At 64.3% G+C, this 20,212-nt stretch carries 15 protein-coding genes and 3 pseudogenes; 9 read left to right on the plus strand and 9 right to left on the minus strand.

All coding sequences use genetic code 11. The features are described from left to right. Window positions 1-42 precede the first annotated feature (42 nt). Genes MVA47_RS13575 through MVA47_RS13595 form a run of 5 tightly spaced genes read right to left on the minus strand, consistent with a single transcriptional unit; the run spans window position 43 to window position 4,345 of the window. A complete protein-coding gene (locus MVA47_RS13575) occupies window positions 43-444 on the minus strand; it encodes a VOC family protein (RefSeq protein WP_247208327.1) in 402 nt (133 codons plus the stop codon). A gap of 20 nt (window positions 445-464) precedes the next feature. Then, window positions 465-1,262, minus strand: coding sequence for an ABC transporter ATP-binding protein (locus MVA47_RS13580; RefSeq protein ID WP_247208328.1), 798 nt, complete (start codon window positions 1,260-1,262; stop codon window positions 465-467). Between the two features lie 4 nt (window positions 1,263-1,266). Then, window positions 1,267-1,863, minus strand: a complete 597-nt coding sequence (locus MVA47_RS13585; RefSeq protein WP_247208329.1) for a hypothetical protein — start codon at window positions 1,861-1,863, stop codon at window positions 1,267-1,269. A 9-nt stretch (window positions 1,864-1,872) separates the two neighbouring features. Continuing rightward, the gene (locus tag MVA47_RS13590) at window positions 1,873-3,534 is read right to left on the minus strand and encodes a phospho-sugar mutase (RefSeq protein WP_247208330.1); all 1,662 of its coding nucleotides are present in this window, start codon (window positions 3,532-3,534) and stop codon (window positions 1,873-1,875) included. Between the two features lie 7 nt (window positions 3,535-3,541). After that, window positions 3,542-4,345 carry a purine-nucleoside phosphorylase gene (locus MVA47_RS13595; RefSeq protein ID WP_247210759.1) on the minus strand — a complete coding sequence of 268 codons (804 nt, stop codon included), beginning with the start codon at window positions 4,343-4,345 and terminating at the stop codon, window positions 3,542-3,544. 52 nt (window positions 4,346-4,397) lie between these two features. Here MVA47_RS13595 and MVA47_RS13600 point away from each other — a divergent pair, with 52 nt between their 5' ends. From MVA47_RS13600 to MVA47_RS13610, 3 genes and pseudogenes are all read left to right on the plus strand, one after another. Further along, window positions 4,398-5,099: an enoyl-CoA hydratase/isomerase family protein gene (locus MVA47_RS13600; RefSeq protein ID WP_247208331.1), complete on the plus strand. Its 702-nt coding sequence runs from the start codon at window positions 4,398-4,400 to the stop codon at window positions 5,097-5,099. Between the two features lie 42 nt (window positions 5,100-5,141). Then, window positions 5,142-6,362 (plus strand): amidohydrolase, encoded by a 1,221-nt coding sequence (locus MVA47_RS13605; RefSeq protein WP_247208332.1) that lies wholly within the window; start codon window positions 5,142-5,144, stop codon window positions 6,360-6,362. A 16-nt stretch (window positions 6,363-6,378) separates the two neighbouring features. Next, a pseudogene (locus MVA47_RS13610) lies at window positions 6,379-7,574 on the plus strand (amidohydrolase). A gap of 21 nt (window positions 7,575-7,595) precedes the next feature. Here MVA47_RS13610 and MVA47_RS13615 read toward each other — a convergent pair. Beyond that, the gene (locus MVA47_RS13615; RefSeq protein WP_247208333.1) at window positions 7,596-8,066 is read right to left on the minus strand and encodes a gamma-glutamylcyclotransferase; all 471 of its coding nucleotides are present in this window, start codon (window positions 8,064-8,066) and stop codon (window positions 7,596-7,598) included. Window positions 8,067-8,184: 118 nt separating this feature from the next. Between MVA47_RS13615 and MVA47_RS13620 the strand changes: the two are divergent. The 3 genes and pseudogenes from MVA47_RS13620 (at window position 8,185) to MVA47_RS13630 (ending at window position 12,592) form a co-directional block, all read left to right on the plus strand. Then, a pseudogene (locus MVA47_RS13620) lies at window positions 8,185-9,602 on the plus strand (NAD(P)H-quinone dehydrogenase). Window positions 9,603-9,750: 148 nt separating this feature from the next. Next, the gene (locus MVA47_RS13625) at window positions 9,751-10,932 is read left to right on the plus strand and encodes a PLP-dependent aminotransferase family protein (RefSeq protein WP_247210761.1); all 1,182 of its coding nucleotides are present in this window, start codon (window positions 9,751-9,753) and stop codon (window positions 10,930-10,932) included. Between the two features lie 76 nt (window positions 10,933-11,008). Next, window positions 11,009-12,592, plus strand: coding sequence for an HNH endonuclease signature motif containing protein (locus MVA47_RS13630; RefSeq protein WP_247208334.1), 1,584 nt, complete (start codon window positions 11,009-11,011; stop codon window positions 12,590-12,592). Window positions 12,593-13,222: 630 nt separating this feature from the next. Here the strand turns inward: MVA47_RS13630 and MVA47_RS13635 are convergent. Continuing rightward, window positions 13,223-14,200, minus strand: coding sequence for an IS481 family transposase (locus MVA47_RS13635; protein WP_247208335.1), 978 nt, complete (start codon window positions 14,198-14,200; stop codon window positions 13,223-13,225). 183 nt (window positions 14,201-14,383) lie between these two features. On the opposite strand from MVA47_RS13635, the gene MVA47_RS13640 reads away from it, so the two are divergent. Continuing rightward, the gene (locus MVA47_RS13640) at window positions 14,384-14,887 is read left to right on the plus strand and encodes a DUF3558 family protein (protein WP_247208336.1); all 504 of its coding nucleotides are present in this window, start codon (window positions 14,384-14,386) and stop codon (window positions 14,885-14,887) included. Window positions 14,888-15,034: 147 nt separating this feature from the next. After that, window positions 15,035-16,354: a hypothetical protein gene (locus MVA47_RS13645; protein WP_247208337.1), complete on the plus strand. Its 1,320-nt coding sequence runs from the start codon at window positions 15,035-15,037 to the stop codon at window positions 16,352-16,354. A 2-nt stretch (window positions 16,355-16,356) separates the two neighbouring features. On the opposite strand, the pseudogene glpK reads toward MVA47_RS13645, so the two are convergent. Then, a pseudogene (gene glpK, locus MVA47_RS13650) lies at window positions 16,357-17,804 on the minus strand (glycerol kinase GlpK). A 233-nt stretch (window positions 17,805-18,037) separates the two neighbouring features. On the opposite strand from glpK, the gene glpD reads away from it, so the two are divergent. Beyond that, the gene (glpD, locus tag MVA47_RS13655) at window positions 18,038-19,783 is read left to right on the plus strand and encodes a glycerol-3-phosphate dehydrogenase (RefSeq protein WP_099381924.1); all 1,746 of its coding nucleotides are present in this window, start codon (window positions 18,038-18,040) and stop codon (window positions 19,781-19,783) included. Window positions 19,784-19,801: 18 nt separating this feature from the next. Here glpD and MVA47_RS13660 read toward each other — a convergent pair whose 3' ends face one another. After that, window positions 19,802-20,212 carry a Zn-ribbon domain-containing OB-fold protein gene (locus tag MVA47_RS13660; protein WP_247208338.1) on the minus strand — a complete coding sequence of 137 codons (411 nt, stop codon included), beginning with the start codon at window positions 20,210-20,212 and terminating at the stop codon, window positions 19,802-19,804.

The following is a 20,212-nucleotide window of genomic DNA, read 5'->3' on the forward strand; positions in this document are numbered from 1 at the left end:
GAGCTTGACCCGGTGCATCCCGACGCAGGTCGGGCGGCTCGGTCAGACCGTGTAGAACTCGAGCGCGATGCCGTCGGGGTCACGGAAAGCGATGAGGTGGCCGGTGGAGCCGACGGCGATCCCGCTGTGCTCGACGCCCGCGGCGTCCAGATGGGCCAGCCAGCGTTCGAGTGCTCGCAGGTCGGGGACCGCGAGCGCGAGGTGGTCCAGACCGCAACGGAACTCGGAGAAGCGACCCGATATGGCGTCGGTCCCATGGCCGTTGAGTACCACCTGGATCCCGCATTCGTGGGCGAGGAGGGCCTTTTTCAGGTTGTAACTCGAGTGGCGTCGCCGTAACCGGAATCCGCACACATCCTGGTACCAGGTGATACTCCGGTCGACGTCGCTCACGGTGAGACTCACGTGATGGAGGCCGGTGATCGGCGGGAACGCTGCGGACACGGTTGGTTCCTCCGGTTCTCCTAAGGGTGACTGCGTGCGGACCATCGTCCGCCGTCGCGGCGCACCTGTACAGGATGGTCGAAGCAGGTGCTGATGGTGTCGGTGGTGAGGGCTTCGTCGACCTCGCCGCACGCCACCGTCAGGCCGTCACGCAAGAGCAGGGCATGGCTGGTGCTGGTGGGCAGATCCTCGAGGTGATGGGTCACCAGAACGCTGGCGAGATCGACGACTTCGCGGCGCAGTTGATCGATGCTCCCGAGCAGTTGTTCCCGGGCGGCGAGATCGAGCCCGGTTGCCGGCTCGTCGAGCAACAGCAGCGATGGGCGTGCCATCAGAGCTCGCGCGATGAGCGTCCGGCCCCGTTCGCCCTGGCTCATCAGCGTCCACACCGACTTTCGGCGGTCCGACATCCCCAGCAGGTCGAGAAGTTCGTCGGCATGTTTGTTCTCGTCGGCGGTATATGTACGCCTGTGGTCGAGTTCGGGTGTGTTGGTGAGTCCGGTGAGCACTACGTCGTGAGCCGACAACGGCAGATCCAATCGGTGCCGCGGGTCCACGTGCCCGATGTGTGTGCGCAATTCGCGCATGTCCACCCGGCCGAGGCGGCGACCGAGCACGTCCACCGTGCCACGGGTCGGGTGGCCGAACGCTCCGAGAATGTTCAGCAGCGTGGACTTACCGGCGCCGTTGGGTCCGAGCAGTGCCCAATGTTCTCCGGCGTGAACGGTGAAGGTGATGTCGCGCAGGAGGAATCGCCCGCCGCGCACCACATCGATGTGTGCGGCGTGAAGCACCTCACGAGAGCTGGGATCGACCACGAGATCAGTTGGTCCAGTAGTAGATCATCGGCTCGGCAGCGACCACCGAACCGTTGGTCGAGATGGTCAGGGCTGCGGGTGTCATCTCGTACGTGGTGTCGACGTTGACGGCGACGAACTGATCACCCGACCGGGTGGGGAATTGCAGCTCGGTGCTCTGGCCGTCCGCGAGGCCCTTGTAGTAGTAGCGGCCGACCTGGGTACCGACCTGGCAGACAACAACATTCGACCGCGCGGTCTGGCCGATCATCACCGCCGGATCGCCGGCCGCGTTGCAGCGGGGCCCGCTGACGAAACCTTGCCAGTCGGTGCCCGGCACCGTGGGCGTGGCCCGCGGGGTCGAGATCGTCGGTGGTGTGGTGGTCGGAGGCGTCGTGGCGGTCACCGTCTCGGTTTTCGTCGACACCTGCTGCGTTGTGGTCGGGGGCGGCGTCGTGGAGCTGTTGTCTGACGCCGAGGACTTTTTGTCCGCGGGGATGAAGAGAAAACCCAGGAGTACTGCGAGCGCGAGGACCAAGACGCCCGCCACGACAGCGCCGATGACCAGAGGAGAAGCCCACGGTGATCTCGGCGGGGGAGTCGGGTAGAAGTTGCCGCTCACGCGCTCACCCTACCGGTGGCCGGCGTTGGTCAATGCCGACACCTCGTCGGTCAGCTGCGCCAATCGTCGCTGGGCAGCCGCGTGCGCATCGCCGAGCGGCCGTCCGGGAGATTCGGTCACCTCGAGATAGAACTTCAGCTTCGGTTCGGTACCCGACGGCCGTGCGATCACCCGGATCGTTCCGGTGTCGGTGGTGCCGGTGAACTGCACTGCGTCCGTGGACTGCGATGGGTCCGTGGACTGCGATGGCGGTCTGAAGAGAAAATCCTCCATCGCAACAACAACCCCCGCGAGTTCAGAAGGCGGATCGTGACGCAGCGACCGCATGATCTCTGCGATCCGATCAAGGTCGTCGACCCGCAGCGAGTACTGACCAGTTCTGTGGACGCCGTGGAGTTCGAACAGCTCGTCAAGGCGCTGGGCGAGTGTTCGGCTGGACCGGGCGAGATCGTCTGCCAGCACGCAGAGTGCCACGGCGGCGCTGATGCCGTCCTTGTCCCGGACGGCCTCCGGGTCCACACAGTGGCCGATGGCTTCTTCGTAGGCGTACACGAGTCCCTCGCCTGCACGGACCAGCCATTTGAAGCCTGTGAGGGTGGTCGCATGGCGTGCACCCGCGGCCGCGGCGATCTTGCTCAGCAGGCTGCCGGAGACGATCGTGCTGGCAACCAGCGGGCTGCTCCCGGTTCCGGCCACGGTGTTCCGGGAAGCGAGGATGTCGGCGCCGAGGAGCGCGCCCGTTTCATCGCCGGTCAACATCCGCCACGAGCCCTCGACCAGGGCCCCGACCGCGCAGCGATCAGCGTCCGGATCGAGAGCGATGGCCAGGTCGGCGTCGATGTCATCGGCGAGGTCCAGCAGGAGATCCGCAGCTCCGGGTTCTTCCGGGTTGGGGAAAGTCGCAGTCGGGAAGTCGGGGTCAGGGTGTTGTTGTTCGGGCACCACAACGACTTTCGTGAAACCGGCCCGACGCAGGGCTTCGACCGCGAGTTTGCCACCCACACCGTGCATGGCGGTCAACGCGACCTTGAGATCGCTGCGCCGCGTGCCGAAGCGCGACCCGAGGCGGGCCAGGTACCTCTCGGTGTTCGCGTCGGCGCGGGAGTCCGGGTCCACCGGGAGACGGGCGATCGAGCTTGCGGCGCCGGTGTGGCCGATGAGCTGCTCGATCTCGTTGTCGGCGGGCGGGACCAGTTGGGCGCCACCGTCGAGGTACACCTTGTAGCCGTTGTCGGCGGGTGGGTTGTGCGATGCGGTGATCTGGATCCCCGCGGCCGCGCCGAGATCGCGAACGGCGAAGGCGACCAGGGGCGTTGGGCCGGGATCGGGGAGCGCAACGACATCAAAACCCTGTGCGGCAAGCACTTCGGTTGTCGCGTGGAAGAACTGCTCGGATCCGTGCCGGGCATCGCGGCCGACCACAACCGCGGCGCCGCGATGGCCATGGTCGATGAGCCATTGCCCGACGCCTGCCGTCGCCTTCGTGACCACTGCGACATTCATCCCCATCGGTCCCGCGCGAACCGGGCCGCGCAGTCCTGCGGTGCCGAAATGCAATGTGTCCGAGAAGCGCTCGGCAATCGAATCGGAGTCGAGGGTCTGCAGTTCGCGGCTGGTGGCCGGGTCCGGGTCTGCGTCGATCCAGGCCTGCACCTTGTCGAGGTGGCTCATCTGACGATCAGATCTTCTCGATCACCTGGGCCAGGAGGTGACCCATCCGTGTCGCCGATGCACGGCCGACCTCGAGCACCTCCTCATGGTCGAGGGGCTCTCCGGTGATCCCTGCTGCGAGGTTGGTGACCAGAGAAATGCCGAGTACCTCGAGCTTTTCCGCTCGGGCCGCGATGGTCTCGTGAACGGTGGACATCCCGACAAGATCTGCACCGATGACCCGCAGCATGTTGATCTCGGCGGGTGTCTCGTAGTGCGGCCCGGGAAGCCCCGCGTAAACACCCTCGGCGAGAGAGGGATCGACGGATTGCGCGATCCCGCGGAGCCTCGGCGAATAGGCGTTGACCAGATCCACGAACTGCGCGCCGACCAGCGGCGAGCGGCCCGTGAGGTTGAGGTGATCGCTGATCAGAACCGGTTGACCGACGGTCATGTCGGAGCGCAGTCCACCGGCGGCGTTGGTGAGCACAAGGGTTCGGACACCGGCAGCCGCGGCGGTCCGGACGGCATGAACGACATTCGCGAGGGGATGGCCCTCGTAGGCGTGTGTTCTGCCGAGCAACACCAGAACCGATTTGCCGCCGATGTGCAACGAATGAACGGTGCCCGAATGACCTTCGGCGCTGGGAGGGGTGAAGCCGGGCAGCGTCGCCATCGGGATGCTGGTCTCTGCCGCGCCGAGCGCGTCGGCGGCCGGCGCCCACCCCGAGCCGAGGACCACCGCCACATCGTGGTTGTCGAGGCCGCTCTGCTGCGCGATGGCAGCAGCCGCGGTCTGAGCACTTGCCCTGGGATCGGTCGAGGGGTCCACATCTGCGCCGTCGATTGCCATGGGCTCAACCCTAAGGCGATATGGTCACCGCATGCCGTATGTGACCACCGCCGACGTCGTGCACACCCTTCACCTGGGCGCCGGCGAGACCGAGGCCAGCGAGGCCAATCCCGAGAACCGGTTCACCATGGACTGGCTGGACGCCGTCAACGGCCTGCTCGACGAGGTTGCTGCCGCCACTCCCGGTGCGCTGGTCATCACCGGTGCGGGCAAGTTCTTCTCGAACGGATTGGACGTGGACTACATCGGTGCCAACGCCGACAAACTCCCCGCGTACCTCGACCGCGTGCACGCTCTCTACGTACGAGTGCTCACTTTCCCGCAGCCCACGGTCGCAGCCATCAACGGCCACGCGTTCGGGGCCGGCGCGATGCTGGCACTGTGCGCCGACCACCGCATCATGCGCACCGAACGGGGGTTCTGGTCGCTACCCGAGGTGCTTCTCGGGATGCCGTTCACCGTGGGGATGGCGTCGCTGCTGCGGACCCGACTGCCCGATGCGACGGCCATCGAGGCCATGACCACCGGACGTCGGTACGGCGCACTCGATGCCGCGGAGGCAGGCATCGTCGAACAGACCGCTGCCATCGACGACCTGCTCACGGAGGCATCGGGTGTCGCGGCCGGACGTGCCACCGTGGCCGGGCCCACACTCGCCGTGATCAAGCAGGGACTTCGTGCGCCACTGTTGACCGACCTCGAGCGCCCCACCCCGGCATCGTTGATTGGCTAACTCCGTTCGGACCACGGTGGCCACGGGTGAGAGAATGGCCTGATGGCGGAGATCGAGAAACGAGCTGACCGTGCGGTGCGCGCGGTTGCCGGCGACCTCGTCGAGTTGTCCCATTCACTCCACGCCGAGCCCGAATTGGCGTTTGCCGAGCACCGCAGCGTGTCAAAGATCACCGATCTGCTCGACGATCACGGCTTCATCGTCGACGTCGGTGTGGCCGATCTGCCCACAGCCTTCACGGCCACTTACGGCTCAGGGGACCTCGTTGTCGGGCTGTGTGCCGAGTACGACGCGCTGCCCGGAATCGGCCATGCGTGCGGTCACAACGTGATCGCGGCCGCTGCGGTGGGAGCCGCGCGCGGCCTCGCCGAGATCGCGGACGAGCTCGGCATCACCGTGCTGGTACTCGGTACTCCTGCCGAGGAGACCGGTGGCGGCAAGATCACCATGGCCGAGGCCGGTGTTTTCGACTCGGTGGCAATGGCTTTGATGGTCCATCCCGGGACTGCGGACGAAGTGGCCTGCAGCTCATTGGCATTGGCGGATCTTGCGATCCGCTACACGGGTGTCGAGTCGCATGCCTCTGCCGCGCCCGAACGTGGGCGCAACGCTGCGGATGCGGCCACGATCGCTCAGGTGTCCTTGGGGTTGCTGCGTCAGCACCTGCGTCGGGGACAGCAGCTGCACGGCATGATCAGTGTCGGGGGCAGCGCCCCGAACATCGTTGCCGGACACAGTGAGTTGTTGTATTACCTGCGTGCTCGAGACGAGGCGTCGCTGCTGGATCTGAGTGAGCGCGCCGAAGGTTGTTTCGCAGCCGGGGCCATCGCCACCGGTTGTACTCATGAGGTGTCCACCGTGTCGCCGACCTACCTCGAACTGAGGCACGACCCGCGCCTGCTCGGCGCGTACCGCGACGCGATCACCGATCTCGGTCGTGAGGTGCTGCCTCCTTCCGTCGAAGGTGTTCGGCCACTGGGTAGTACGGATATGGGCAACATCAGTCACATGCTGCCGTCGATTCACCCCCTGATCGGTATCGACAGCGATGGGGCCCGGACCCACGAGGTGGAGTTCGCCGCCGCGGCGGCGTCGGCATCGGCAGACCAGGCAGTGGTCGATGGGGCAATGGCGCTAACGCGCACCGCGGCAACGGCGGCGCTCGACGGCCGGTGGCGCGACGAGCTGCTGGAGGCGCATGAGAGACGGATCGGTCAGAGACCGCAGATGATGAGCAAATCGCAGATCGTGGGCAATCGATGATGAGTGTGTATTCGACATGAGTGGGCAGAGAGTGGATTCGGAACGTTTCCTCAAAGAGCTGGACAGCTGGCTGGCGCAGAACAGTGCGCAGCTGGTGGCGTGGCGTCGTGATTTCCACACCAACCCCGAACTGTCCCGGGGTGAATTGCGGACCACTCGAGTGGTGTTCGACGAGTTGACCAGCGCAGGTCTCTCGCCGCGCATCCTGCCTCAGGGAACCGGCGTCGTGTGCGATCTCGGGCGGCGGGCCCGCTGGTGGGGCTCCGCGCGGACATGGACGCCCTGCCCATCGCCGAACGCACCGGGCAACCGTTCGCCTCCACGGTGGAGGGGGTGTCCCATGCGTGTGGTCACGACGGGCACACCGCCATCCTGCTGGGCGTCGGTAAGGCGCTCGCCTCGATGGACGATCTGCCGATCGGAGTGCGGCTGGTGTTCCAGGCCGCCGAAGAGGTGATGCCCGGCGGTGCGGTGGATGCGGTCGCTGCCGGTGTCACCCGGGGCGTCAGCCAGTTCTTTGCCCTGCACTGCGACCCCAAGCTCGAAGTGGGCAAGGTCGGGTTGAGGCCAGGGGCCATCACGTCGGCGGCCGATCACGTCGAGCTGGTGTTGCATTCGCCGGGCGGGCACACCTCGCGCCCACACCTGACCGCTGACCTCGTCTATGCGATGGGAACCGTGATCACCGGCCTGCCGGGGGTGCTGTCGCGGCGTATCGACCCACGAACCAGCACGGTGATGGTGTGGGGGTCTGCGCATGCCGGCGACGCGCCGAACGCGATACCGCAGGAAGGCCGGTTGCGCGGCACCGTTCGCACCGGTGACCACGCGACGTGGGCGTTGCTGGAGCCGATGGTGCGCGAGATCATCTCGGGACTGCTCGCTCCGCTCAGCGTTCGGTACGACCTGGTCTACAAACGAGGTGTTCCCCCGGTGGTCAACGACCCGATGTCCACTGAAATGTTGCGGCAATCGGTGATGAACATCGGTCCCGAGGCATTGGCCGAGACCGCTCAATCCGGTGGCGGCGAGGACTTTTCGTGGTACCTGGAGAACGTTCCGGGCGCCATGGCCCGACTAGGGGTCTGGAGCGGGCACGGGCCGCAGACAGATCTGCACCAGCCGAACTTCGATCTCGACGAGCGGGCCCTGGCCATCGGCGTTCGGGCGCTGGCCGGAGTGGTACTTGCTGCCGGCCAGACCATGCGCTGACGTCGCCGGCTCCGGGCGTCTCTACTCGGGTCCTGGACCCACGTTCCGGGACTCGCGAAGTCGCAGCTGGTGAACGTAATCGCTTGGCGCGCCCGCAATTTCGGCGGCTTCGGCCATCACGCCCAGATAGCGGGCCGAGGGCAGTCCACCTTCGAAGGCGTCGAGGACGTACAGCCATGCCAACACGGGGCCGTCGGCGGTGTCGACACGTGCCCGGATCTTGCGATGTATGCCGAGTTCGGAGCCTTCCCAACGGTCGAGGCTGGACTCGTCGTCCTCGGTCACGTCGTAGAGCACCACGAACACGCGAGCGTCGGGGTCGTCGCGGTCTTCGGTGACTGTTGCCAGCGCGCCTTCCCAGCCGATGTCGCCGCCGCCGAAGGTGAGCCGCCAGCCCGTCAGCCATCCGGTACCCGCCATCGGCGAGTGGGGAGCACGCTCCAGCATCTGCTCGGGGTGCATGTTCGAGCCGTATGCGGCGTAGATGGGCACGGGGAGGAGCCTAGATGGTCATCCGCCCATCGGGAAAGCAGGACTGCAGATCGACTAGATTCGTTACGTGGCAGCCCGCCGCTCGGGGCACCCGACATCTCCAGGGAGTTGAGCTGAATTGACCAAGATCGTGATCATCGGCGGCGGACCCGCCGGCTACGAGTCGGCGCTTGCCGCTGCCAGCTACGGGGCCGACATCACTGTGGTCGACAGCGACGGCATCGGTGGTGCCTGCGTGCTCTGGGACTGTGTTCCGTCGAAGACCTTCATCGCGTCCGCCGGCATCCGCACCGAGGTCCGCCGGGCCGTCGACCTGGGCATCAACCTTCGTTACGACGGCGCACTCGTGTCGCTGCCGCAGATCCACCAGCGGGTGCGTGACCTCGCATTCGCGCAGTCGTCCGACATCCGGTCGCGGCTGCTGACCGAGGGCGTCCGGATCATCGCAGGGCGCGCGAAGCTCGGAGAGCAGGAGTCGGGACGAGGCCGGCACCGCGTGATCGCGACAACGATCAACCCGGACGGATCCGACGGCGCCGAGGAAGTCCTGGACGCGGATGTGGTGTTGATCGCAACCGGCGCGTCGCCGCGGGTGCTGCCCGACGCGCAGCCCGACGGCGAGCGCATTCTCACATGGCGCCAGATGTACGACCTGAACGAATTCCCGGAGCACCTCGTGGTGGTCGGTTCGGGTGTCACCGGTGCCGAGTTCGTCCACGCCTATACCGAGCTGGGCGTTCCCGTCACGATGGTGTCCAGCCGCGACCGGGTGTTGCCCGGCGAAGACGAAGACGCTGCTCTTGTGCTCGAGGACGTGTTGGCCGAGCGCGGCGTGAAGCTGGTCAAGCACGCGCGCGCCGACAAGGTCGAACGCACGGCTGACGGGATCAAGGTGATCTTGTCCGACGGCCGGACGGTGGAGGGGTCGCACTGCTTGATGACGGTGGGCTCGGTGCCCAACACCGACCACCTCGGCCTCGAGGCCGTCGGAATCGAACTCGCCAAAGGCGGCTACCTCCAGGTGGACCGGGTATCGCGGACCGGTGTGCCTGGGATCTACGCGGCCGGCGACTGCACGGGTCTGTTGCCGCTGGCGTCCGTTGCCGCCATGCAGGGCCGTATCGCGATGTACCACGCACTCGGTGAGGGCGTCACGCCCATCAAGCTCAAGACCGTCGCCTCGGCCATCTTCACACGCCCGGAGATCGCGACCGTCGGGGTGAGCCAGCAGGCGATCGACTCGGGGGAGTACCCCGCTCGCACCGTGATGCTGCCGTTGGCCACCAACCCGCGCGCGAAGATGAGCGGGTTGCGGCGCGGATTCGTGAAGATCTTCTGCCGCCCGCGACGGGTGTGGTGATCGGTGGCGTGGTGGTGGCTCCGAATGCGTCGGAGTTGATCTTGCCGATTGCGCTTGCGGTGCAGAACAAGCTGATGGTCAGTGACCTCGCGGCCACGTTCTCGGTGTACCCGTCGTTGTCCGGATCGGTCACCGAGGCGGCGCGCCAGTTGGTTCGTCACGACGATCTCGACTAGCCAGTTCTCACTGGTTGAGAAACCAGTTTCACATTTCGGTCACGCCCGCTAACGTTCGGTGTGGGCGCTGACCTGACGTGCCCTGATCGGTGACCACACTCATCACCTTCTGTCCTCGTAGTCTTCAGAATGTGTTGGAGTGAATCGAATGGTTGTCCTCAGTCCCCGGTACGAAGCGTCGCACGCACTCGCCAACGTGCGTGGGTCGGCCATCCGTGACCTGCTCAAGCTCACCGAACAGCCGAACGTGCTGAGCATGGCAGGCGGGCTTCCGGCAACGGAACTCATTCCCGCGCAACGGATCGCGGAATCGGCCGCCCGGATCATCGCCGACTCGACCGCTCTGCAGTACACCGTGAGCGCCGGTGTGTCGTCGTGTCGCGAGGTTGTCGCCGAATACACCGGCACCGACGACCCTGGGCGGGTGTTGCTGACGCACGGGTCGCAACAGGCACTGTTCTTGCTGGCGCACGCGCTGGTCAATCCAGGTGATCTGATCATCGTGGACGACCCTGTCTACGTGGGAGCTCTCCAGGTGTTCCAGTCGGTGCGGGCGCGGGTTCGCGCCTTGCCCATCACACCGAGTGGAATCGATGTCGACTTGCTCAGGGAGTGGCTGGAAGAGGGGGAGCGACCGCGAATGGTCCACACTGTCAGTAACTTCCACAATCCTGGTGGTGTGAGCGCGTCTGAGGAGAATCGCGTCGAGCTGGCCCGTTTGGCCGACGAATTCGGGTTCGTGGTGGTGGAAGATGATCCCTACGGCAAACTTCGCTTCTCGGGCGCAGAGGTGAGACCGATTGCTGCTCATAGTGATCGGGTGGTCCTGCTCGGTACTGCGTCCAAAGTTCTCGCGCCTGCACTGCGGGTGGGATGGATGAGCGGCCCGCCCGAACTGGTCGCATTGGTGGAGCGACTACGCCAGGGGGCTGATCTGTGTGGGTCTACCTTCAGCCAGTTGATGGTCGCAGATCTGCTGGCCGACCGAGAGTGGTTCTCCGGGCACATCGCTGATGTTTGCTCCGAGTATTCCTCTCGGGCAACTGCTTTGACCGAATCGCTGCAGCGGATGTTTGGCGAGGCGGCTCAGTTCACGGCTCCTGAGGGGGGCATGTTCTGCTGGGTTCGACTGCCGGGCATCGATACGACGGAGTTGCTACCTGCTGCGGTAGATGCCGGTATGGCGTTCGTTCCCGGCGCTGCGTTTGCTGTGGACGCCGACTTCAGGGACTGTCTCAGACTGAGTTTCGCCACACTCCCTCCTGATCAACTGGCCGAAGGGGTGCGGCGGTTGGCGGTCGCGTATGAGTCGATTCGATCGGTCCAGTAGTCGAACGCATGTTCGACAAAATCGAGTTTCGCTGATAGAATTGCCCTAAGCGTTCGACAGGCTGGGGGGCTTTTCGATGAGTGATTCGGTGACGGTGGATCCACCGTCGGTTCCGGTGTTGGTGGGGTTGTATCGCGATCTTGATGCGGTGCTGCAGCGGATTGCTGGTGCGTCAGCAGCTGATGTTGACGATGTGCAGGTTGCTGAGTTGGTGCGGGTGAACGAGAGAGTTGTTCGGGCACTGACCTTTCAAGGCCTCAAGCGGTTGCAGGAGGTGAACGACCGCGGCTTGTTCCGTAAGGCTGGTCATTCCACGTTGCACCGGTTTGTGATGAGTGAGCTGCGGGTCTCTCGTGGTGATGCCTCCTCGCGATTGAAAGCACTTGATGCTGCTGGTGTGTTGTTGTCGATGCAGGGCGAGGCGTTGCCCCCGAAATGTCCGGCCGCGGCGGAAGCGTTGGCCGAGGGTGCGATTGGGTTGGCGCATATGGATGTGATGCTCAAGGTCCGCGACCGCATTCCGCACAAGTCAGCGCCGGAAGTGTATGACGTGGTCGATACGTGGCTGACCGATAACGCCCGCACGTCGACTCCGACTGAGCTCGAAGTGTGTGGGCGGGAAGTGTTGGCCCGGGTTGATCCGGACGGATCGCTCACCGATGACGCCGACCGCAAACGCAACCGGGGTTTATCCGACGGTCCCCAAGGGTTGGACATGATGGCCAAAATTACCGGCAACCTCGACCCGGCAACGTTGGCCCTGTTTCGGACCGTGATGGACGTGTGGGCAGCACCCGGGATGAACAACCCTGATGACCCGAACTCACCCACCGGCGCCGCAGACGACCCGGCCATGGATCCAGCGATCATCGAGGCCGCGGCCGGCCGCGACACCCGTTCCCGCGCCCAACGTCAACACGACGCATTCAAAGCGATCTTGAAGACCATCCTCGAGTACAAACTGCTCGGCACCTCCCACCGTGGCCTGCCCATGCAGGTCATCATCACCATGACCAAACAACAGCTTGATGAGGCCGCCGGGATTGCCCACACCGCCTCAGGTGTTGACCTACCGGTCAAGGACGCTCTCGAACTCGCCGCCCGCTCGGATTGGTCGTTGGCAGTGTTCGCCAACCACTCCGCGGACGTGCTCTACTTCGCTCGGGCCAAACGCACTGCCCAGCAAGGCCAACGGATGGCGTTGTTCGCCAAAGACCGAGGCTGCACCAGCCCAGGCTGCCGCAACCCGATCTCCTGGACCGAAATTCATCACACCACCGCCTGGGTCGACGGCGGACACACCGACATCGACGAACTGGCCCCGGCGTGCATCCCGCATCACGCAATGATCGGGCCCGGCGAGGACCAGTGGCAGACGGTGATGGTCACCGACGGTCCCGACGCCGGCCGAGTCGCGTGGATCCCACCCACATACATCGACCCCGACCAACAACCACGCATCAACAGGGCTCACCACACCGACCACACCATCGAAGAGGCATGGCAGCGAATCATCGCCGAACGCCAAGCAACTCTCGACGAACGCGAACAACGCATGCAGATACAGCAACACAACCTGGCCGAGTCGATGGTAAGCCCAGATCTAGACGTCGCTGACGCGGGTGACTGCGAGAACCCGGCCGACCTACCAGAGCACTAGCGGCGACCAGCTTTGGTTACGACGGGTCGCGGCTGCGCTGGATGTCGCCCGGTCGTTGGTGTGTGTACCCGTGCGGGTCGCGCGAGAAGATGGGCGGCGGCCGTTCGTTGGCCAGGGATTCGACTACCTGGCTACGCCAAAACGGGAACAAGCAGCCGAACACGGCGGTGCAGCCACCTAACCGCGGACGGATCGGACGGAACCAGCGAGGACCGGTTAACGTCTAACCCCGAGCGAGGGGTCTAACGGGGGAGTGATCTGTGACAGACGAAGTGAAGTTCACCGATGCGCAGTGGGATGAGCTGGCAAGAGCCGCTGACGCATTTGCAACTGTGCTTGACCAAGAGGGTGGCCGATTAAGGGACGTGCTCGCCACAAACTGGGCGGGCTCTTGCAGTGAGGGCGTCGGCATTGTCGAGAACTTGAGGTTGCTTCTATATGGCGAAGGGCCTAGTTCCTTCAAAGGTGCAATTAATTCTGAAACCCTCTACTTAAGGCAGCTGGCGGTGCAATGTCGAGGCGCTGGGACCGAACTCGCAGTTAGTGACAGTGACGCAGAACAGCGCTTTCGCAATGCGACGTAGGCCCATAGCGTCAATCGCCCTGGTGTTGCTGCTTGCTGGATGCAGCCTAGATGTTCTTCCCGGGGACGTTGTGCACAGTGATGCGGTCGATGGGTGATTTGCCGTCGATGCCTGTGTGTGGTCTGTGGTGATTGTATTCATGGACCCAGTGTTGGTAGGTCGCGGCGCGGGCTTCGTCGGAGAGGTAGGTGTGGGCGTAGGCCCATTCTTGGTTGAGTGTTCGGTTGAATCGTTCAACCTTACCGTTGGTTTGCGGCCGGTATGGGCGGGTCCGTTTGTGCTTGATGGTCTCGCCGAGTGCTTGAGCGAATAGCGTTGAGCGGTAACAGGATCCGTTGTCGGTGAGTACTCGTTTGACGGTGATGTTGTGAAGGTTGAAGTAGGCGTTGGCGCGGATCCAAAACGCTGAGGCGGTCTCCTTCTTTTCGTCGCCGAGGATCTCTGAGTAGGCCAGCCGGGAGTGGTCGTCGACGGCGTGGTGGATGAATGCGTAGCCCAGGCCCTGTCGTTTGTTGTTGCGCTTGCCTTCTTGGCGTCCGAGTTTGCGGTGTCCGCCGCCGTGGGGAATCTTGCCCAGCTTTTTGATGTCGACGTGGATCAGGTCGCCCGGGGCGTCGTGCTCGTATCGGCGCGGTGTCGGTCGGCGGACCGCCAGGCCGGTGTTCTGGTCCAGATTCCGCAACAAGGGCATCGTGAAGCGTCGTAGGACCGCGCCGACGGTGCTGCGGGGCAGGTGCAGGTGGTAGGCGATGCGGTGCGGTCCCCAGCGGCGTGTGAAGCGCAGGTTGATGATTCGCCGTTCAGTCTTGCTCGGGGTACGTCCAGGGCTGTGGTGCGGGCGGCTGGAGCGGTCGACCATCGCCTTCTCGCCACCGACCCGGTACCGATCGGCCCACTTCTTGGCGGTGGTGGGCGAGCACTGAAACCGTTCGGCAGCTCGCCGGATCGTCCAACCGTCTACGACGATAGTTGTTGCGAGTTTCAATCTGCCCTTCGGAGCGAGCAAGGCATTAGCGTGGGACATGAGGACCTCTTGGTAGTCGCTGTAGTTGTGGTAACCACACCGATACCGGAGGTCCTCACCTATTTACTGGTGCCACACCGTTCACAACGTCCCTGGTCATTACACCTAGACGACAAAACTACGGACGCAGTCGCCGCTTCAGAGGTTCTGTCATCAAAGGTGGCTTCGACGAAGTCGACAATAGTGACCACGGAAAGCGTTGCAAAGCCCATTCCGCTGCCGTTCGAAAACCCCTTTCCGGATCGGTGGAACGATTACAACAACGGCTCGCCCTACGAACCTTGTGTCTCATTCTCGGATGAAGAGCTTGAACGATTCCATATTGATCCGACGGTTATCGAAGATGCTGCAATCGTGAACGGCCAAGGCATCCGTGGCTGTAGTTGGTTCATGCCCAACCGGTTCTCGTTAAGTAATCTGGTGACCAATTCTCGGTCGTTATCCGAGTATCGCGCGGGAACCGTTGAAAATGTGTGGAAGCCAGACATTGTGATAAATGGTCGAACCGTTGGGTTGTTCGAGGCAAATCACGAACGGAGCATAGCTTGCTCGACATACGTCCAGTCATTTTCTGCGGCTGTAGTTACTAACGTTGTCACGTCGACATCTGATGAAGGTCAGAAAATTGACGCTTGCAAGCTCGTCGAAGACTTCACGCGCGCATACATCGACAAGATCCCTGGCTAAAGCCCGCAAGGGAGTATGAGTGCGGACATGACTTTGGAGTTCAAGTCAGCGAGGCGCCTGGGGGCGGGCACTGGTGGGTAAGCGGCACTACTAGGCAAACGGCACTGACTAGGCATATAGCACTGACTAGGTGAATCGGGGGAGTTCATGGCGCCTAAGCCAATTGGGCAGACGGACTGGTTCGGGCACGCGATCGACGAGATACGGTCGGTGTGCGCCAGCATGGCGCCGAGTTCGGCGGAAGCAGACGCTGAAGCGATCAGGTTGATCGCGGCGAGGATCAGGGCAGCGTCGGACACCTACTACGCCACGCTGGGACGGCTGTACCCGGAAGGGGAGTTCCACGGTGAGTCGGTCACCGGCTCGCGGCACGCGACGATGGATGCGATTCGCCATATGGACGACTCCGCATCGGTGGGAATGCAGATAGCGGACCAGATCTCGGCCATCTCAAAAATCCTGTCGCAGACTCAGGGCAGCGTCGCAGACCTCGATGCCCAGTACAGCGGCAACGCTGCGAGTGTCGCCCGGCAGGTACTGCAACAATTTGAACTGGCAACGACGATGACCGATATGTACAGCAACCCGGTCATCGGCGCCAACGGCTCGCTACCCGAATACACCGGGGTACCCCTGCCGCAGCTGGGGGCCGACTTCCAACCGATCGACACCCATCCAGCCGGTCTCAACGGCAGCGGTTCGGGCAGCGGCGACAACTCAGGGCTACTCGGAGGCGTCGGTGGCGGCAACAACATGGCGGGCGCACCAGGTCCCGCTGGGCCCGGTGGCCCCACCGGTGGACAAGAGACCTTCCACGGTGACCCGGTAGAAGACAAACCGCTCTCACTCGGTGACGTGGGCCAAACCGAGCCAGCACAAGCCGGCGGATCAACACCAGGCCCGCTCAACGGGGCTTTCGGGTCACCGGTCGCCGGACAAGCACACGGGGCCGGCACGACCGGCGCTGCGACGACCTCTGCTCGAACCCGTCCGGGGATTGCGGGCGCAGGAACAGGTGGAGGGGCCGGGACCGGAGCACGCGGCGGTGGAGGACTCGGAGCGGGTGGCGGAGTCAGCGCAGGTGCCGACCCGAAATCGCTTGCCGCACGCCCGGTTACACCCCTCGCGACGCCAACAGCCGGCGGCGGGCCCATGCCGGGGTCCGGTCCGACCACGTCGACTCGTGGTGGGTCGCCGATGATCCCGCCGGGCGCAGCCGGACGCGGCGCGGGCAGAGACAAAGAAGGCGAACACCGGGCACCTTCCTACCTGCACACCCGCGAGAACGCCGAGGAGATCATCGGGCGCCTTCCGCTGGTCGGACCACCCGTCCTGGGTGACTGGGCCAGGCCGGGCGAGTCCGGCTCGGCCGCGGTGCCGGGAACAGGTACGAATCCGGGAGCCGGCAGCCGCAACGCGAACGACCCCGACGGCCCCGACACCCCCGACACCCCTGACCGGACCTGAGGTCAGGCCAGGTCGTAGCTACGCTCGACTGCCTTGTTCCACTCGGCGAACCGCTGATCCCGGTCCTCTGCTGCCATGGACGGTTCCCAGGACTTGTCCTGCATCCAATTGTCGCGAATGTCCTGCTCGGTGCCCCAGTAGCCCACAGCCAGCCCGGCCGCGTACGCCGCACCGAGAGCCGTGGTCTCGCTGACAACCGGACGTACCACGGGAACACCGAGGATGTCCGACTGGAACTGCATGAGCAGCTCGTTGACCACCATGCCTCCGTCCACCTTCAGGGTCGACAACTCGACACCGGAATCGGCCTGCATCGCCTCGATCACCTCACGGGTCTGAAACGCCGTGGCCTCCAAAGCCGCCCGCGCGATGTGGCCCTTGTTCACGAACCTGGTCAAACCCACGATCACCCCCGGGCATCGGGCCGCCAACGCGGCGCGAACAAGCCGGAGAAGGCGGGCACGAAGTAGGCGCCGCCGTTGTCATCCACGGTCTGCGCCACCGTCTCGATTTCACTTGCGGCGCTGATCAATCCGAGATTGTCCCGCAGCCACTGCACCAGCGAACCCGTCACGGCTATCGAGCCCTCCAGGGCGTACACGGGTCGCTTGTCGCCGATCTTGTAGCACACAGTGGTGAGCAATCCGTGGCTGCTGCGGACAACCTCCTCGCCGGTGTTGAGGAGGAGGAAATTGCCTGTGCCGTAGGTGTTCTTCGCTTCGCCGGGCTCCAGGCACGCCTGACCGAACGTCGCCGCCTGCTGATCACCCAAGATGCCCGCGATCGGCACGTCGGCGAGGGCCCCACGCTCGCGTACCCGTCCGTACACCTGCGACGAACTGCAGATCTCCGGCAAAAGACTCATCGGGATCTGCATCTCCGCGCAGATCTCCTCATCCCACTGAAGGGTTTCGATGTCCATCAGCATGGTCCGCGACGCATTGGTCACATCGGTCAGGTGTCGACCTCCGTCGGGCCCTCCGGTCATGTTCCAGACCAGCCAGGTATCCATTGTGCCGAAACACAATTCACCGGCCTCGGCACGTGCACGCGCGTCGTCGACGTTGTCGAGAATCCAGCGGATCTTCGGCCCGGCGAAGTAGGTGGACAGGGGGAGGCCGGTGCGATCCTGATACCGCGCAGCACCGTGTTCGCCGCCGAGTTCCTCGCAGAGTGCCGCAGTTCTGGTGTCCTGCCACACGATGGCGTTATAGATCGGCTCACCGGTCGCGCGATCCCACAGCAGCGTGGTCTCACGTTGATTGGTGATGCCCACGGCGTGGATGTCTGCGGTGGACAGATCTTCAGCGGCCATCGCGGCCGCAGTCACCCTCCGGGCGTTGCGCCAGATCTCCGCACCGTCATGTTCCACCCAACCGGACTTCGGGAATATCTGCCGATGCTCGATCTGCTCAGAACTGACCACTCGGCCGGCGTGGTCGAAGATCATGCAGCGGGTGGACGTGGTGCCCTGATCGATGGAAGCGATGTAACCGGTGCTGTTGCTCACAGGAACGAGTTTCGCATGACCATCTCTGCAGATTGTCTACTTGGACACGGCCGGTCCACTTGCGGTGGCGGACCGGTTACCAGCGGGTAGCGTTGTCGGCGGTAGTCCGGCCGGTTCGCCCGCTTCGGAGTTCGCGGCGGCAGGTGATCGACCCGTGACCAAAGGAGATAGCGATGAGCGCAGCGGCATTCGACCCCGATCGACCGTCCGACCTGGGCCCTCGATACCGGGAGAACTCCTGGCAACGGCTGTCCACAGAGCTGTTCGACGTGGTGGTGGTCGGCGGCGGCATCGTCGGTGTGGGCACTGCGCTCGACGCCGCAACCCGCGGTCTGCGCGTGGCGCTCGTCGAAGCCCGCGACATCGCATCGGGAACATCGAGCCGCTCATCGAAGATGTTCCACGGTGGTTTGCGGTACCTCGAGCAACTCGAGTTCGGTCTGGTTCGCGAAGCGCTCCATGAGCGTGAGCTGTCGCTGAGCACGCTGGCGCCGCACCTGGTGAAGCCCCTACCGTTTCTGTATCCACTGAGCCACCGGGTTTGGGAACGGCCGTACGTGGCCGCCGGCCTGTTCCTGTACGACTCACTCGGTGGAGCCAAATCCGTTCCAGGACAACGTCATGTGTCACGGTCGGGCGCACTGCGGATTGCCCCTGCGCTCAAACGCAACTCGCTCACCGGTGGGATCACGTACTACGACACCGTGGTCGACGACGCACGTCATACCCTGACGGTGGCCCGCACCGCATCGCACTACGGCGCCGTCATCCGAACCTCCACCCAGGTCACGGGTTTCCTGCGGGAGGCCGACCGGGTGAGCGGAGTCCGCGTGCGAGACACCGAGACCGGCGAGACCGCCGATATCCGCAGTCACTGCGTCATCAACGCCTCCGGTGTCTGGACCGACGAGATCCAGGCTCTGTCGAAGCAGCGCGGGAGGTTTCGGGTCCGCGCGTCCAAGGGCGTCCACATCGTCGTCCCACGGGACCGCATCGTCAGCGAATCGGCCATCATCCTGCGCACCGCCACGTCGGTGCTGTTTGTCATCCCCTGGGAGACGCACTGGATCATCGGGACCACCGACACCGACTGGAATCTCGACCTCGCTCACCCCGCGGCAACCCGGGCGGACATCGACTACATCCTGCAGAAGGTGAACGAGGTGCTGGTCACGCCGTTGACCCACGACGACATCGAAGGCGTCTACGCGGGCCTGCGGCCGCTGCTGGCGGGCGAGAGCGACGAGACGTCGAAGCTGTCCCGCGAACATGCCGTGGCCGAGGTCGCGCCCGGTCTCGTCGCCATCGCCGGTGGGAAATACACCACTTACCGGGTGATGGCCGCCGACGCGGTGGACGCGATCACCGACTTCATCCCGGTGCGGGTGGCTCCGTCGGTCACCGACAAGGTTCCCCTGGTCGGGGCCGAGGGGTACCACGCCCTGATCAACCAGTGCGATCAGCTCGGGCAGCGATTCGGGTTGCATCCCTACCGCATCCGTCGCTTGCTGAACCGCTACGGCTCGATGATCGATGAGGTGTTGGCCTACGCCAAGAAGGACTCGAGCCTTCTCGAACCCTTGGCCGCGGCGCCCCAGTATCTGCGTGTCGAAGTGGTCTACGCGGTGGTCAGCGAAGCCGCACTGCACCTCGAAGACGTGCTGGCCCGGCGGACACGGATTGCGATCGAGTACCCGGATCGCGGTGTGAAGAGCGCACGAGAAGTGGCCGATCTTGTTGCGCCGCTGCTTGATTGGGACAGCGACCGTACCGACTTCGAGGTGCAGACCTATCTCGCGCGTGTCGAGGCGGAGGTGGCATCGCAGCGGCAACCCGATGACGAATCCGCTGATGCCCTGCGTGCGGCCGCGCCGGAGTCGCGCGCCGAACTGTTAGAACCCGTGCCGGTTCCGGACTGACCGCCCGCCGGCACGACGTCAATCGGCTGGCTCGTACCGCAACAAGGTGACGTCGTCATCGGGGTAGTCGAAGAACACCGGCTTGACCCGCATGCCGATGTGGATCTCTGAGGGGTCGACGTTGACCAACTCGGTGGATACCCGCGGTCCCTCGTCCCACTGCACCACGGCGAGCAGCTGCGGCACGGAGTCGGCGAAGTGCGGAGAAACCGGTTTACGCGCGATGGTGAACGTGTACAGCTTTCCCAGCCCGGAAATCTCTCTCCACTCGAGATCATCGGCCAACGTCCCCGGCGCCAAGATCCGGGGATAGAACACGTGGCGACCCAACGAGGGCGAGTACTGGATCCGGATCTTGTGCTCGGAGAGTGCGTCCCAAAAAGGGGCACTCACAGGGGTTTTCACCGGCATCGGCTTGGCGAACGTCAT

Origin of the sequence: Williamsia sp. DF01-3 (assembly GCF_023051145.1) — a bacterium.
Lineage (GTDB): Bacteria > Actinomycetota > Actinomycetes > Mycobacteriales > Mycobacteriaceae > Williamsia.